The organism is Luteimonas sp. RIT-PG2_3 (assembly GCF_054902115.1).
Genome location: NZ_JBUBPF010000010.1, coordinates 32,776 through 47,574, shown reverse-complemented (window position 1 = coordinate 47,574; position 14,799 = coordinate 32,776). Strand labels below are relative to the sequence as shown.

The following is a 14,799-nucleotide window of genomic DNA, read 5'->3' as shown; positions in this document are numbered from 1 at the left end:
CGGCCTGTTGACGACTGCAACCTTCGCGGTGTCGATGCTGGCCTGCGCTCAAGTTCACGTCCCCACGGGGCTGATGTATCACGAATTCCATCGGGAGCAAAGCCACGAACGCTGCCAACGAAGCTAGATACCGGGCAATCGTACGGTCTGCCTTGGATGCGATTATCGTCATTGACGAGCTCGGACTGATTCACGAGTTCAATCCAGCCGCTGAACGCATGTTTCGATGGAGGCGAGAGCAGGTGCTTGGCCTGGATGTGGCGGCTGTCGTGATTCCTCCTGAGCTGAGGGATAGCCATCGGCACGGGCTTGCACGCCACATTTCGACGGCGACCGCGACGCTCTTGGACAGGCGGTTGGAGCTCGTCGCGATCCGCTCAGGAGGCGATAGATTTCCCATTGAGTTGACCGTGACAAGAAGCGATTTTGAGGCCACGCCGTACTTCACCGCATTCATCCGCGATCTGACCAAAGAGCATCGACTGTCTGAGGCAGTGCAGAACCACGCCAGGCAAGACATCGTAAGCGGACTGGATCGGTATGTGGTTCTGGAGCCTCACCTGACCCGCATACTAAGCGCAGGAAACTCATTCGTCGCGGTGATGTTCGTCGATCTGGATCGCTTTCATGGGATCAATGAATCCATAGGGCATCAACTCGCTGACGAGGTGCTGAGGTCGGTAGGAGCCAGGCTGCAGACGCTTTCCGGAGAGAAGCATGCCATTTGTCACTTTGCCAGCGACGAATTCCTCGTTGTCCAGGAAGGAGGCGAAGGCGAATCGGCATTCGCCCTTGCAGAAAGAATACGCAGCCTGCTGTCGATTCCATTCGAGGGGCCCGGTTATCGAGTCCTTCTGACGGCAACGATCGGGATGAGCTGCGCGCCGGCACACGGGGATTCAGCCCTCGATCTGTTGCGTCGGGCACAGATGGCCGTCGAAAGAGGTAAGGCTCTGGGGCGGGATTGCGTCTGTCCCTTTCTCACCGAAGACATGGAGGACATCGAGGACCGTGTCACCAAAGGGGGTCTCTTGCGTGGTGCCACGCAGGCGGGTGAGTTGATGCTCCACTTCCAACCCCAGTTTGCGTCGGATGACCTGAGACTCGTCGGTTTCGAGGCGTTGCTTCGATGGAACAGCCCTGTTCTCGGATACGTGCCGCCCACGCGATTCATTCCTATCGCCGAGGCGCTAGGGCTGATGCCGGAGATGGGCAATTGGGTCGTACGCGAGGCGTGTCGTCAGACGAGGGTATGGCTGGACGCCGGTCGCGCGGATTTCACTATCGCAGTCAATGTCTCGCCGCAGCAACTTCGCCGTGCCGGGTTTGCCCGCTCAGTCGGTGAAGCACTGAGTGAGTTCGATGTGCCCGGTGAAATGATCGAGATTGAGCTCACCGAGAGCTCAGTGATGGAAAATCTGGCCCGTGTCCAGGAAGAGCTTGCGATTCTGAGGTCTTTGGGAACCACGCTCACGCTGGACGATTTTGGTACGGGCTACTCGAGTCTTGCCTACCTCAAGCACCTGGCTTTGGACAAGGTGAAGATTGATCAGATCTTCGTACAGGGCTTGCCCAGGAATGTCCTCGATGCATCCATATCCAGGGCAATTGTGACTATTGGACATGAGCTGGGGCTGAGTGTGGTCGCCGAAGGAGTGGAGACTGCAGGGCAAGCTGCGTTCCTGGTTGGCATTGGTTGCGATACGCTGCAAGGCTATCTGCTTGGGAAGCCTGCGCCAGCCGGATCGGTCGACTTCCTGTTCGATGCGCCGAAGATTGAGCGATCAGCGCTGGTTTCAGACGCAGCGGTTGTGCGGTAGACCGCGATTGAACGCCATATCCATACGATCGTACCGGTTCCGGGTCTGGCAGGATCGGCTGGTCATGATGTTGCTCATGGCTGCCACGGCCTGGCTCTCGTTGGGTGTTGCACGGGCACCTGGTGGCGTCGAAGTCGTCTGGATCGCGAATGGCATTTGGGCTGGCTGGCTACTTTCGCGTCGCTCTGCATTGTGGCCAGGCTATCTGTTGGTAGGCTTCTTGTCCTTGCTGTCGGTCTGCTTGCTGGTCGGCGACGATCCGTTGTCGGGCGTCATCCTCAGCGCCCTCAACCTGATTGAAGTGTTGCTTATCGCAGGTTTCATTCGGCACGGGATCCCTGATGTCGGAAATCCCAGAAGCTGGCAGGCTTTGGGTGGTACGGCGACCGGTATTACCTTGATGGCGTGCGCAATCTCCGGGCTCATTCTGGTCGTGCTGAGAAGTGCATTGGGACATGCGGAGTTCTTGCCAAGTTTCCTGACCTGGTGGTCATCCCATGTGGTGGGCATGGTGATTGTAGGGACGCTGACGCTTGTGGTGCATCGAAAGGGTCTCGGGATGATCGATGTTCCAGGGAAGAGGTGGGACTTCATTCTGTGCATGATGTTGATCGCATCGGTGTGCGGAGCGGTGTTCTATCAGGAGAATTACCCGCTTCTATTCCTTGCATATCCACCATTGCTGTTTGCCGTGTTCCGGCATCGCTTTGCCGGGGTTGTTGTTGGTATTTCATTGATGGGACTGATCGGTAGCATTGCAACTGCACTGGACTATGGCCCGCTGGCCTTGGTGTCCGGTAGTGGAATCATTGAACGCATGATTCTGCTTCAGCTGTTCATAGGCGCTGCATGCGTGATGGCGTTTCCAGTGGCGCTTGGAATGGCTGAGCGCGCGCGCCTAGTGGCGCGGCTCAAGGACAGCGAGTTGCGTTATCGCATGCTCGCGGACTACTCGCACGATGTCGTGGTGAGAATGCGTGCTGACGGAAAGAAGCTGTATGTGTCTCCATCAGCGAAGGAGATCTTGGGATGGGAGCCGAACGATCTGCTGCAAGCGGATGATCAGTTCTTGCACCCAGATGACCGATATGTGCAGGAGCAGATGGTGGCTGGCGTAGTCGCTTCAGGACAGTCAGTCACTTCGATCTATCGCATGCGACACAAGCGGGGCGACTATATCTGGATGGAAGTTGTTGCCAGACGGATTCCTGGTGAGGCGGGCACCACTGCTGACGTCATTCTGGCTGGTCGAGATATTACGGAGCGAGTCGGTGCCGAGCGGGCTTTGGAGGTAAGCAGGCGAGAGCTGGAATCCCAGGCGAGTCTTGACAGTCTCACCGGGCTCGCCAACCGCCGTCAGTTCGATCAGCGGTTGAAGCTCGCCATCCAACGAAGCATCCGATATGGATCGGACGTGGCATTGATGTACATCGATATCGATCATTTCAAACAGATCAACGACCGTCTGGGGCATGCAGTGGGGGATCAGGTGCTGCGCATCTTCGGTCAGCGACTGAAGGCGTGCGTGCGAAGTGGCGATCTGGTGGCGCGTTGGGGAGGGGACGAGTTCGTGGTGCTTATAGAGGATCGTTCGTCTCGTGATGCTGTGGAGGCCATCGCAAAAAAGCTGATATCGGCGATGACGGAAGCCGCTGTGGTGGATAGCCGAAAGCTCCGTGTGACCGCGAGCATCGGCCTCGCCTACTCAGTTGGGCCTGTTCCAATCGAGGTTCTGACGGGTGCAGCAGATGCCGCTCTGTACGAGGCAAAGAGGGCCGGAAGAGATACCTACAGGTTGGTAATGGCTAGCAATAGCGAGCCAATCATATTCCCAGAAACGCGAGTCTAGTTCTGTTTCGATCGCTGGCCGATCAGGGGCGGGGATGAGAGTCAGGGGGGGTCGGTATCTCTTCATAGCGGAACATATCGCCAATATTTCATTCTTCTGCGAGTAGACAGCATAAGCAAAGGACGATGCACGCGGTTTCGCGACTGACATCACACATGTTCAAGAGTCAACTGTGAAGACTAAACACGTTCGCATTCAGGGGGAGTGTGGAGGATGCAGCCAGGGATGCCGTCCGCTTCGAGGAAGGCCTGGGCGGCCCTTCGCAACCGGTACATGGGGAGTGCTTGATGACAACAACGAAGAAGACATTGGCCCGATCTTGGCTCCGAATCTACGCTATCCGTCATTTGCCAGATGACCAGTTTTCTGCCCATTTGGAGATCATTGAGCGAGAGGCGGTGGATCGGCATCCCAGCGAGGAGCCCGCTATTCGCCAGATCCTGGATGCCTATGCGTACCGGGCAAGGAAACCTGAGATGGATGATCTGCCGAACCCGCTCGAAATATGACGCGCCCGCACGAAGTGGTGATGGCTGGATGCCTGGTCGAGGTTCGGGCTGCCGAGCCGGTGTTCTTCAGCTTCAGCACGCGAGCAGCGTTCATTTGCAAGGAGTACGCCACACCTGACATTGAATCGATTTTTTCCGGACAGATATTGTGCGCTGGTTCCAGGACTTGATGCCCGCTTGGATGTCTGCACGGGGTCATCGCGCCGTGGAACAGGATTGGCGGCAAGATCGAGGGTGGCGGCTCTCCGCGCCGGTCATGGCTTGGATCCATAACGCTCAAAGAAGTCAGCGATGGGGTCTCCCGCTTCTGCCAGTCCCATAAACGTCGCGATCTCGGCAGACGCGTCATACCAATCGTCTTCATGCTTGCAAGCAGCTTTCAGGTCAGTCAGTCCCATTTTGAAGAATGCCTGATACTCGTCCTGTGACTTGCCATGCCATTGCTCAAGCGCGAGCGCGGCTTTGAAATTGTCGATCTGCGTCCTCAGCGTGTCTTGCGTCATGCCTGCTTCCTGGATCAGATGATTGTCCGGGTGTGCTGCAGCACGGTTGGCCACCGGGGCTGGGTGACCATGATCCGTGCTTCGATTGGTATCTGACAAGAAAAGTGAGTATCCGCATTCAACATTTGCCCAGCGATGTTGCAGAAAAAGATGCACTCGCGGACTGGATCTTGGCGTTTGAGAAATTGGACCCTGAAGCCCGAGCCAAGATCCTCGTCAAGACCAAGGCTTCGTCGAGGTAGCCTACGCAGCCAGCTTCTCGACAGCCGCAGCCAAGTGTTCCGGTGCCAGATGGGCATATCGCAGCGTCATGGTCAGGTCGGCGTGTCCCAGCAGTTCCCGGACGGTGTTCAAGTCCACGCCAGCCATGACGAGCCGGCTAGCGAAATGATGGCGCATATCTTGGAACCGGAAATTCTCGATCGTGGCTGCCGTCAACAGGGTGTCCCTGGACGACTTGACACCCGCGACACCGAATACGCTGCCGTTGTCGCCATGTTGCGACGCCCATTGACGCAGGATGGACGCAGCTTCGGCATTCAAGGGCACATGACGCTGCTTGCCGGACTTGGCGTGTTCACGACGGACGGTCAGCGTGCGGGCCTGCAGGTTGATATCGGACCAGTCCAGCGACAGTAGTTCGCCCCGGCGCAGCCCGGTATTGATTGCCAGCAGGACCACTTGGGGGCAGGTGATCGGCATATGCCCCAACAGGTATGACTGGATACAGCGGGCGCTTGCGGGCTGCACGCCACACATTGGCTGTTGTACGTGCCGCTGCGTGGTCTTGATCCCGTTTGATCAGTTCGCCCCGCAAACGTTGTTCTTCGGCAGGAGACAGGAACCTGACGATGTTGCGGGGTTTGGCTGCCCGCATGCGCAACTGTCCGATGGGGTTCTAATCCAACATGCCCCACTTGACGGCCTTGGCGACTACGGCCCGCAGGCTGGCGAGGTCACGCCATGCGGTAGCTTTGCTGATCAGGCCATCAGCATCAGGACGCACACGGGTCTGCAATCGTGCGAGCCACCAGCGTTCGACCCATGCCGCATCGATGGCTGTCATCGGCAAGGGCAGGGCATCCGGAAAGACCCGCGACAGGCGTTCGATGTACTTGTCTGCACCCTTGAGTTCGCTGCGTGCCCATGGGGCGTAATGGTTGCGCAGGAAATCGTCCAGCGTGATCTTGGGGCTGGTGGGCTTGGCGATGTTGGGCAGCCCCGTCTGGATATAGTCAGCAATCACCTTGCGGGCGATATCGCGGGCTTGGTCGAGATCGAGATGTGCAGCAGACCCCAGCGTACGACGCTTCCCGTGCGTCCAGGTGACAACCCACGCTTTGTGCCCACTGGGCTGCACCCGCAACAGCAGGCCACGCACCTGCGTGTCCCTAAGCTCGTAGGCGCGATCTCGGGGCTGGGTGGTGGTGACAATGCGCTTGGTTAGCGTGATAACTGACATCCGGTCGGGTTCCATGGTTGGCGTAAGCCAAGAATAGGAAGGGCCGGTGCGGCATGTTTGGATGCGGATCGTCCGTGTTGGGCGACTGAAAACCGGGTATCCAGGATGCCGGGTATCCCACCAAACTGCGGCCACAGGGTTGGGGCGTATGGACGGGCGACTACGCGACTTGAACGCCTCAGGCTACTTGGGGCTTTTCGGTGTTGTTCTCCTGTCAGCCAAGGAAGAAGACAGAAACCGTTCGGTATCCTGTTGGATCGAAGGCGGTTGACTTTACCAGTTCGGAAGATGTATTCATTCTCGTCAGGGGTGGACTCAATTGAGTTCAAATTCAGGGAAGTTACTTCATCAAGGATGATGACATGAGTCAGTGCATTCCGGTCGTCGGGACCGTTCGATACTGCTCCGCATTTTTTTGCCAGATGCTTTGCATTGGCGCTTGCGAGATTCGTGAGCGTATCAGCGCGCGGCTGGCATCAGTTGTGGAAGCCCTGAGCGCATGCTCCGCATGGTCATGTCTTGCGATTTCACCGTGGTCAGGTGAGTTGCTTGCATAAAGAGCATGTGGGGTTCGCATCCACTAAACAGGGTGGGTGATGTGCCTGATGGCGACATCATTAGCCTGAGAAATTCCATCGAATTTTCGATCGTCGCCATGGCGATGGCCAAAGGGATTGGGGAAGTCTGATGAAGCGTGCTTTCGTGGCGGTATGCCTGCTGACGATGTGGGGCAATCTGGCCGCGCAGTCTTCGACGCGTGGGCCTTACGTCTGGGAAAAATACGGCGATCGGATATCGGCGAGTAGCGCAGTTGCACCACTGTCCAATGATGTGTTCGGCGACAGGGTCAGTCTGTCCAACGGTGCGCTGTCGTTCTCAGTGACTGACATCATCTTGCCTGGAAATGACGCCTTGCCGGTGGCATTCGAACGCCAGTATTCCGTGCATGATCGGCGTTGGACACAGACAGAAGGCATGCTGGCAGACTGGGACCTCAATCTGCCCAGCCTTGGCGGTATCTTTAATCCTGACTGGCTTGTGCAGGTCAATACGACAACGCCTGCGACGTCCGCGCGGTGCTCGACGCAGGCGGGGCCGCCCAAGAAATTCGATTTCTCTGAGTCCGACTTCTGGCGGGGTATCACGCTGAATATCCCAGGCGGCGAGGCCGGGCAAATTCTGCGCGCCAATACGAGTGTCTCGCTTTCAGATGGGAAGCAGTATGACTGGGTGACAGGCAATGGAAGAATCCGGCTCGCGTGCCTTCCGGAGGTCAAAAACAGCACGGGTGAGGGGTTCGTTGCTGTGACGGCCGACGGTACCCGCTACTGGTTCGATTGGATGGCCCAAGTGCCCGACTCGGGGATCACGGATATCCGAAGCGCCAGTGGGTCATTGCCGCCTACTGAGTACTACATGATCCTGAAACAGAACACGTTGTACGCCACGCGGATCGAAGATCGGTTCGGAAACAGCGTCGACCTCACCTATACCAATGCCTGGAACCAACCGGCCAAGCTCACTCGTATCCAGTCCAGCGATGGACGCATCCTCAATATCCAGTACACCGGGAAGTTCATTTCCAGCGTGAACGATGGCGCCCGGACCTGGAGCTACGCCTACACCAGCACCCCTTCGGGGCGGACCATGTTGAGCCAGGTCACCTTGCCGGATGCGAGTCGCTGGACGATCAATTTCTATGGCTTCACGCATGAGGGCGAGATCCTCTATCGCGACTATACTCCCGTTGGGGAGATCGTCCGCGACTGTATGCTGTTGACCGACGCCCCGACTAATGTCGGAGCAACGTTTACCGGGGCAGTCACGCACCCTTCTGGTGCAGTCGGTACCTTTGTCATGGATCTGCGTCTGCATGGCCGCAGCAATGTGCCGATCAGCTGCAAGAACGTGAATAGCCAGGTGGGTGCTCCTCTCGGCACCGGCAATAATCCGAATGACGACGTCAACCTGTGGGCCACCAGCGCTTACAGCTTCACGCTCAAACAGAAGTACATCAGTGGTCCCGGGTTGTCGACGGCGCAGTGGAACTATGCCTATGAACCGGGAATATCGGTTCACCGATATCCGGGAACGACGCATCAGTATCCGGTCTGCGACTGGCAGAACTACACGTGCTCGATTCCACCATGTCGTTCCGAAGCTTGTGCTGGTTTCAGTAGGACCGTCGTGAGTGGACCCAACAGCGAGTGGACACGTTATACGCACGGCAACAGCTATCTCTACAACGAGGGCAAGTTGCTCAAGGTCGAACGCGGAAGCAGCGCGAGCAGCATCTTATCCACGGAAACCTACACCTATGACCTGTCGATGATGGACAAGGTGTATCCCGCAGCATTCGGGAGCAGCCTGATCCTGGAAGGGGGTGGCTTCTCTGACAAGTATCCGCGTCCACTGCAGAAGACTGTGCTGCAGCAGGACGGCATGCTCTTCACCATGCAGGTGGACGCTTTCGACGCGTTGGCGCGCCCCGTCACGGTGACGAAGGGCAGCGCGGTCGCGCCGTAGATCCGCGCAGCCCAATAGGGATATCCATGTATAGGCGCGGGAATATTTCATGCGCCGGCAGAAAGCAATCTTGGGGAGTGGGGCGATGAAATCATGGATCCAGACGCTGATCCTCTGTCTACTGGTAATCTCAGGGGCCGGATATGCCCAGTCCATGACCATCTCAGCACCGGGCGGCACGAGCTATCCCGCACCGGCAAGCTTCTCCGTCACCGTGACGTTGAAACATGGGACTGGTAGCAACAAGTACAGAATCCAGAGTGGGTCTGTCACGATTACCCGCAACAATCAGACCATTGCGTCCGGTGGAACGTCCCACACCGAGTCAAGCTTGCCGGTTGGTACCTACACCTATCAGGCGACGGCGACGGCGATGCATACGGTCACGTTGCATGAAATGACAGTGACCTCCGATACGGTAACCGTCACTGTCACCACACCGCCGCCGCCTTCGGGTTCTATCGCTGCAACGCCTAATCCTTGTAGTATCGCCCCCGGCAACACCACTTGCGCAACGTCGGTGAGTTGGAACTCAGCAAATGCGACAAATGCGTCCGTATGGGTCAGTGATCGTAACAACAACGGCCTCCAGCTCTTTGCCAGTGGCGCAACCGGTGCTCAGGCAGCTTCCATCACCGTGGCTGGCTCCCGCTTCCACCTGAGGAATGGCAGCCAAACTCTGGCGACGCGGGACGTGCTGGCCAATGCCCCGCCGCCGTCGTCCGGCACCATCAGTGCGTCGCCGAACCCCTGCAGTGTGAGTGGTGGAAGCGTCCAATGTTTGACGACCATTTCATGGAATTCCGTCAATGCGCCCACTGCCACCGTGTGGGTCAGTGATCTTAACAATGCGGGGATGGCTCCTTTCGGAAACACGCCAAACGGCTCGCAGGGCACCATGCTCAACGCAGGCGTTGCCAAGCGCTACCACCTGATTTTTGCGGGGACTACGCTGGCCACCGTCGATGCCCGTGCCAATCCGCTACCGCCACCCTCGGGCACCATCACCGCGTCGCCGAGCTCGTGTACCGTGAACCCTTGCACCGTCACCATCAACTGGGGGAGCTTCTACACGACGGAGAAGGTGGTCGTGCTGGTCACAGACCTCAATGGGAACAGCGAGCAACAGTTTGCCAGTGGGCCAAGCGGCTCCAAGACGATATCGGTACCTTCCACCGGCCTGCGTTTCCATCTCAAGCAAGTAAAAGTGCCGGAACCGTGGTTGACGCTTGCTACCGTGAATATCCAGGGTGTTGCATCGCCGACCCCGACCTATCTCCACAGCAAGGTCGAGACCTTCGAGTACCACGACGACACCAGCAAATGGGTGCTCGACCAGGTTAAGCGAAGTGCCACGAATGGGATTGAAGCTGTCCGCATTGACTACGACACAGCGACCGTGTTGCCTGTGCGTCACTACGCGTTCGGTAAGCTGCAGCAGACGTTGACGTACAACGCGAGCGGTAACGTCGCCACCGTCAAGGATGGAAACAACAACGTCACGACGTTGTCTGCCTGGAAGAGGGGGGTTCCACAAACCATCCAGCATCCGGCAACTCCTGAATCGGCATCTGGTGCGATCCAGTCTGCCGTCGTGCACAACAATGGCTGGATCACGTCCGTCACCGACGAGAACAACTTTACAACCAGCTACACATACGACGCGATGGGGCGGCTGAAGGATACGATCTACCCGACAGGTGACACCACCGTCTGGCACACCACGACGCGTGTCTTTGAGCCTGTGGCTGCCGCTGAGTACGGGATCCCTGCGGGGCATTGGCGACAAACTGTCAGTACGGGCAACGCCAGAAAGATCACGTACTTCGATGGGCTTTGGCGTCCACTGGTCACGCGTGAATACGACACTGCCGCAGAAGCGATCACACAACGCTTCCAACGCTTCACATATGACCATGAAGGTCGCGTGACGTTTGCGTCGTATCCAAGCGCCGTCAGCAGTTCGCCTACAGGGACTTGGTCGAACTATGATGTGCTTGGTCGGATCAAGGGGGTTAGACAAGATTGGGAAGGAGCTCCTCAGTTGCCGACCGTGATGTCCTATCTGAGCAATGCGGATGGACACTACACGTTGGTAACCGATCCTCGCGGAAACAAGGACAGGACTTGGTATCAGTCTTTCGACCAACCTAATTACGATCGCCCAGTTATGGTCTACTCGGATCCTGCAAATTCGTTCACACACATTGCGCGTGATGTGTTTGGAAAGCCAACTCAGATTATGCGCAGTAATAGCATTAGTCCCACCGGTGGTACCGTCGCACTGAATCGTACTTACACGTATAACACCAATCAGGAGCTCTGCCGTGTCGTTGAGCCTGAGACCGGCGTGTCTCTGATGGGGTATGACGCAGCTGGAAATCTCCGCTGGTCGGCGTCTGGACTGCCACCCACTTTCACAGGCTGTCATGCGACGGGAGTCGATACGGCGATCACTGCGCGAAAGGCGACGCGCACGTATGACGCTCGGAATCGCGTGAAGACGATTGCTTTCCCAGACTCGAATGCGAATCAGACGTGGAACTACACGCCGGATGGGCTGGCATCACAGGTCACCACCCTCAACACAGAAGGCGGTACTACGGTCGTCAATAGCTATACATACAATCGTCGCCGGCTGTTGACGCAAGAGACGCAGGACAATCTTAACGAGATCAGCGGTTCGATTGGATATACGTACAACCAGAACGGGCACCTGTCTGCTCATACGTATCCTACCAGCTTGCCCGTTGCGTATGCGCCCAATGCTTTGGGTCAACCCACGCAGGCTGGAACGTATGCAACTGGCGTGACGTATCACCCCAATGGCGCGATCAAACAGTTCACGTATGGCAATGGCATCGTCCATACGCTGACGCAGAACGCGAGAGGACTGCCTGATACAAGTTGCGACTACTACGGCACATGCAATGCGTCGGCTGTGCTCAACGACGGCTACGATTACGATGGCAATGCCAACGTGGCCGCGATCAGTGATGGCCGGACTGGTAGTCGTGGCAATCGGACGATGACCTACGATGCACAGGATCGGCTGATAGAAACTGTGTCGCCGATGTTCGGGACGGCGATATATACATATGACGTACTGGATAACTTGACCAGGGTGCAGGTAGGCGCTACTGCGAACCTGGCAGCACGTGATCATCACTATTGCTATGACAGCGCTTGGCGCTTGACTAACATCAAGACCAGCAGTTGCACGACGGGAGCTACTGTCACCGGGCTAGGCTATGACGTGCAGGGCAACCTGGCGAACAAGAATGGTCTTGCCTACACGTTCGATTACGGCAATCGTTTGCGTCTTGTCATGCAGGGTTCCACATGGGTCGAAAGCTATCGCTATGATGCCCACGGGCGTCGTGTGCGTTCGTTCCATTCAGGTGGGGTGTTGCGGTCCTTTTACGGACAAGATGGCGCTTTACGGTTCCAGCGTAACGAGCAGACTGGCAAGGATATCGACCATATCCTGTTGAACGGCAGCCTAGTGGCTACGCGCGAAGTTCCGATTGCAGGTGGAGCTGCCGTCGTCAAGTACCAGCACACCGATGCGCTTGGTAGTCCAGTTGCAATCACCGATGCCAGTGGCATGGTCATCGAGCGCAGTGAGTACGAACCTTACGGCCGCGTCGGCAATCGTGCCGCCAGGGATGGTGTTGGCTACACCGGTCATGTGGAAGACGCTGCGACCAGCCTGACGTACATGCAGCAGCGGTATTACGATCCGCAGATTGGATTGTTCTTGTCAGTTGATCCGGTGACGGCGTACAGCAATCCGGTAGGTCAGTTCCATCGGTATCGGTATGCCAACAACAATCCGTATAAGTTCATGGATCCGGATGGGCGTTTCTCGCGAGTTGGCTCAAGCTGCAATGTTTCTTACTGCAAGCAGGCCGGACTCAGCAGTGACTCAAGCAGATTTGAGGGCAGTAAAGGAGCCGAAGGCGCCAATGGCAATGTAGTAAGCAAGGTTTCTGACGCAGTACGAAGTCGCGTGGATCGAGTTGTTGATGGGGTGAAGTTCGGCGCTAATGCCGTAGCGGATGGAGTCTCAGAGGACTATCGCAAAGGCGGTGCGCTTGGTGTAGTTATAGGTGCGACTGGCGGGCGCTCAGGCAATACATTCTTTGGTGACGTTGAAGCAAACTTTAGATCGACAAGCCTGACCGTGGGTCCCATTGACGATGTGGATAAGAAGCTAGTCGGCCTTGGAGTTGGAAGCGCGATGGCAAAGCGATACGGTGGCTATACTTTCGGCCAGTTGTTGTTCAATGGACCTGCGAAACATCTTGGCACCTACGGCGCAAGTGCAAGACTGGCTGCTTTTACAACTGCGACGAACGGCCTGCTAATTGGCCTATCATGGGAATCCGGAACAGCTGCCGGATCAATCATTCGCACTTCGGTAAATCGTGCGGCTCGAACGTTGGAAGGAGAAGATTGAGTGAGCAGACGGCCGAAGGGGAGAATCGGGCTAGGGTACAGGGTGGTGTCATGCATAGTGGCGCTTGCATTCTGCTTGTCTACCATCGGTTTACTTGTCTTTGGACTGCGCGAGAACGTCGGCATAACGATCTTGCTTAGCTTACCGATGCTTGTGGGGTTCTACTGTTTCGGTTGTCTCGCATACCTGGGGCGTCCCCCAAAGTTTCTTCGCTGGACTTCCGGAAGCGACAGCGGTAGTTGAGGCTTGCAGAACTATCGGGGTCAGGTTGAACTATTGATAGATAACGGGGGATCGGTTCACCTGCTGACAGCGCGTGAAATAGAGGCCCGCATCCGCGGGCCTTGTCATTGTTGCGATTCGTATGTGGGCTAGCGTCCGTGCATGACGGCGACTACGCGCTTCTGGGGGCAACGCCCCTAAGCCACCCCGAAGCCGGCTCCGCACCCCGAACATTCCCATCACGCCCAACCAACGCCTACAAAAGCCCGTCGGATGGTCGCAATGCGTTGATTCCCAGCAGTGCCCGTCGGCTATGTCCTGCCCGCAGCAATCAGAAAATGGTGGTGGCTACTGATGTGACCACATCCCGGTCGAAAGTAACCGCGACCCTCAGGTTGTCCTCGATGTAGTACCAGACTTCCTGGTCATCGCCTGGATGCCCCCTCAGCCCCGGATCGCCCGCCTTGCGAACGACGTCCGATTTGGCGTCGCCGACGGTGACGTTCTTGAATACAAATGTGCCGGCTGCCGTCGGGTGGATGGCAAGAGGCATCTGCGCGGTGGGCTGGGCGAAGTCGGAAGCTGCTGCAGCGAAACAGGGCAGCATCAATGCCAACGCCGGGATGATGATCTTCATGACGAATCCTCGCAGGGGGCAAAGTCGAACCACAGTGCATGGCTTGGATTGCTTACACCCGCTTCTAGGCTGATGTCGTCGTTCCCGGCGCAGCTCGTTTCAGTGGGCTTGGCAAACCCGCCCAGCCCCTAAGCCACCCCGAAGCCGGCCCCGCACCCGGATACCCCCAGCCACACGCCCAACCAACGCCCACAAAAAACCCGCCACGTGGGCGAGTGTTTGCAAGGCGTTGATTCCCAAAGGGAACTTGGTGGCTATGGGTGGACTCGAACCACCGACCCCAGTGTACGACGCTTCCCATGCGTCCAGGTGACAACCCAAGCTTTGTGCCCACTGGGCTGCACCCGCACAGCAGGCCGCGCACCTGCGTGTCCCTGAGCTCGTAGGCGCGATCCCGGGGCTGTGTGGTGGTGACGATGCGCTTGGTAAGGGTAGCAACTGACATCCCGGCGGTTTCCTTGGTTGGCGTAAGCCAACAACAGGAAGAGCTGGCGCGGCATGTTTGGATGCGGATCGTCCGTGTTTGGCCTGCTTGCCCTACTTGGAGACTTTCAAAGCCAGGGGCTCATGTGATCGCTGGTGCGGCTGTAGTCAGGTGTTAGGTGAGCACGCCTTGCTGTTTCAGCGACATCCCCAGCCATGCCCATGTGTCCAACTCGTCGGGGCCGGACGTGAAAAATTCGCGCCAAGACGCGTCTCGGTTGACATGAGGCGAGGGCAAAGGTATCTAGGAAGACAGGGGATGCGAACAGATCAGGGATCGGATCTGCAGGTTGGGAAAAATGGAATTCATTGCGGGCTCCGAGAGC

Annotated in this window: 10 protein-coding genes; 5 read left to right on the top strand and 5 right to left on the bottom strand. The window is 57.2% G+C overall.

The features are described from left to right. Positions 1 to 77 precede the first annotated feature (77 nt). The 3 genes from ACYX7E_RS14840 (at position 78) to ACYX7E_RS14830 (ending at position 4,178) form a co-directional block, all read left to right on the top strand. Positions 78 to 1,820, top strand: a complete 1,743-nt coding sequence (locus ACYX7E_RS14840; RefSeq protein ID WP_462081439.1) for a putative bifunctional diguanylate cyclase/phosphodiesterase — start codon at positions 78 to 80, stop codon at positions 1,818 to 1,820. A 64-nt stretch (positions 1,821 to 1,884) separates the two neighbouring features. Next, entirely contained in the window at positions 1,885 to 3,669 is a 1,785-nt protein-coding gene (locus ACYX7E_RS14835) for a diguanylate cyclase domain-containing protein (RefSeq protein ID WP_462081365.1), read from the top strand. Between the two features lie 287 nt (positions 3,670 to 3,956). Continuing rightward, positions 3,957 to 4,178 (top strand): hypothetical protein, encoded by a 222-nt coding sequence (locus tag ACYX7E_RS14830; RefSeq protein ID WP_462081364.1) that lies wholly within the window; start codon positions 3,957 to 3,959, stop codon positions 4,176 to 4,178. Positions 4,179 to 4,432: 254 nt separating this feature from the next. Here ACYX7E_RS14830 and ACYX7E_RS14825 read toward each other — a convergent pair whose 3' ends face one another. The 4 genes from ACYX7E_RS14825 to ACYX7E_RS14810 all read right to left on the bottom strand — a co-directional run bounded on the left by ACYX7E_RS14825 (position 4,433) and on the right by ACYX7E_RS14810 (position 6,800). Beyond that, the gene (locus ACYX7E_RS14825; protein WP_462081363.1) at positions 4,433 to 4,780 is read right to left on the bottom strand and encodes a hypothetical protein; all 348 of its coding nucleotides are present in this window, start codon (positions 4,778 to 4,780) and stop codon (positions 4,433 to 4,435) included. A 144-nt stretch (positions 4,781 to 4,924) separates the two neighbouring features. Continuing rightward, positions 4,925 to 5,383, bottom strand: coding sequence for a tyrosine-type recombinase/integrase (locus ACYX7E_RS14820; RefSeq protein ID WP_462081362.1), 459 nt, complete (start codon positions 5,381 to 5,383; stop codon positions 4,925 to 4,927). Between the two features lie 196 nt (positions 5,384 to 5,579). Next, positions 5,580 to 6,143: an Arm DNA-binding domain-containing protein gene (locus tag ACYX7E_RS14815; RefSeq protein WP_462081361.1), complete on the bottom strand. Its 564-nt coding sequence runs from the start codon at positions 6,141 to 6,143 to the stop codon at positions 5,580 to 5,582. 459 nt (positions 6,144 to 6,602) lie between these two features. After that, positions 6,603 to 6,800: a hypothetical protein gene (locus ACYX7E_RS14810; protein WP_462081360.1), complete on the bottom strand. Its 198-nt coding sequence runs from the start codon at positions 6,798 to 6,800 to the stop codon at positions 6,603 to 6,605. Positions 6,801 to 6,830: 30 nt separating this feature from the next. On the opposite strand from ACYX7E_RS14810, the gene ACYX7E_RS14805 reads away from it, so the two are divergent. Continuing rightward, positions 6,831 to 8,669, top strand: coding sequence for a hypothetical protein (locus ACYX7E_RS14805; protein ID WP_462081359.1), 1,839 nt, complete (start codon positions 6,831 to 6,833; stop codon positions 8,667 to 8,669). 85 nt (positions 8,670 to 8,754) lie between these two features. Then, positions 8,755 to 13,131 carry an RHS repeat domain-containing protein gene (locus tag ACYX7E_RS14800; RefSeq protein ID WP_462081358.1) on the top strand — a complete coding sequence of 1,459 codons (4,377 nt, stop codon included), beginning with the start codon at positions 8,755 to 8,757 and terminating at the stop codon, positions 13,129 to 13,131. Positions 13,132 to 13,684: 553 nt separating this feature from the next. Here the strand turns inward: ACYX7E_RS14800 and ACYX7E_RS14795 are convergent. Next, the gene (locus tag ACYX7E_RS14795) at positions 13,685 to 13,990 is read right to left on the bottom strand and encodes a hypothetical protein (RefSeq protein ID WP_462081357.1); all 306 of its coding nucleotides are present in this window, start codon (positions 13,988 to 13,990) and stop codon (positions 13,685 to 13,687) included. Positions 13,991 to 14,799 lie beyond the last annotated feature (809 nt).